This window comes from Acinetobacter sp. YH16032 (genome assembly GCF_013417345.1).
GTDB lineage: Bacteria > Pseudomonadota > Gammaproteobacteria > Pseudomonadales > Moraxellaceae > Acinetobacter.
Genome location: NZ_VPEE01000143.1, coordinates 1 through 1,533 on the forward strand (window position 1 = coordinate 1; position 1,533 = coordinate 1,533).

At 33.4% G+C, this 1,533-nt stretch carries 1 protein-coding gene; it reads right to left on the reverse strand.

Annotated features, from left to right (window positions below):
• Window positions 1-289: 289 nt before the first annotated feature.
• Complete coding sequence (locus FTV32_RS16995; RefSeq protein WP_180029152.1) at window positions 290-1,225, reverse strand: replication initiation protein; 936 nt, start codon at window positions 1,223-1,225, stop codon at window positions 290-292.
• Window positions 1,226-1,533 lie beyond the last annotated feature (308 nt).

Consider the following 1,533-nt stretch of genomic DNA (forward strand, 5'->3'; position numbering starts at 1 on the left):
TTTCCTGTAGGAAAGCCATGAAACATCCATTGTATTCCCCATAAGATTACTCAGATAAGGATCACCCAAACCATAATCTTTAAATTATACATTCTGTAAGTTTTCCTAAAATTAACATAATACGCGTTATACGAAATGCTTCTTTTTATTTCATATAAATCATAGTTTTATCGTATAGCAAAAAGCCCAACCCTCTCCGATTGGGCTTTTTTAATGATTGTTCACGTTCCACGCTTAGTATTTAAGCAATGTTTCACGGGATTTGTTAGCTCATATGGATAATCTGATTTTATGGTTTGAAATCCGTTTTTTGATGTAGAGCCTTCAAAATTCGTTTAGCCGTTTCTTCCCTTACACTTTTTGGATCTCGTAAAATCCCACTAATCCAAATCGCAAAAGTAGGATAGTCAGGAAAATTACTTAGATCAGAAAGTTCAGAAAGTTTAGATAGAATAGTGCTGTATTTATTAATTTGGGGATCTGACATATTACAAAATAGCTCTACTGTCTTTGTCTCTCTCTCGGGTGCTATGAGTTTTGGCTTAGGCTTCTCTTTCACAATAAACTTGAAACCAACCACAGACCGTCCTTGTTTAACGTTTTCATAAGTGAGTTCAATGTCTGTATTAGCTGTAATTTCATCTAATGAAGGCTTAATTACACGGTCTTTTAAATTACATAGCTTGTCGTAGGACTTTGGCAAACCCAGCTCATTTTTTATATGCTCTAAGGACATTTCAAATTGTCCCATAGCTTGATATTTTTTTGCTAAATGATATAGGTCGAACGAGTAGTCTTTTTTCAGACTGAGTACGATGTCTTTCTTGTACTTAGTGTATGGATTTAATTTGTCGAACTCTTTGAGCATCAAAAGAACTTCCTCTGGGAAGCATATGGATATTGAACCATTCTCATATATTGCTCTAATGACCCAGTTACAGTAGGTTTTTTTCTTATTATCACCATAGGAAAAATAACGTCTTAACAGGTTTTTACTCGCTTTGTCCATTTGCGAATACGCTGAGTTGGTTTTTATACCGCATTCTTTTGCAAAGCTCTCTGATGTTATGGTGATTGCATCTTTTTCAGTTGCATCAATTATCCGAGCTATAGGACTAGCAAGAATTAATAAGCGTTTTTCATCAATACTCATGCTTTTAAAGCACTCTTGAATCGTATTCTGCATAACAACCCAAGATACAGGGTATGTTTTTTTATAATCCATGAAACTACATTCCGCAAGAAGTAGTTTTTTATATCATATTGATTTATTTTTGCACACGATTTTTGTAGTTTTTAACATAAAACTACATTAAATATAGTGTAGTTTAGTTCATGCCATTTGTAGTTTCTAATCATGCCATTTGTAGTTTCTAATGTGCCAAAATCATGCCATTTGTAGTTTAGTTCATGCCATTTGTAGTTTTTTAAAGTCTGAAAGCCTTGCTATATGTGGTCTGGAAGGGTGTCTAAAAGTATTTAAAAGCTTTTTAAAAGAATAAAAGAGAATTAAAGGCAAAATCAAAAGCTATG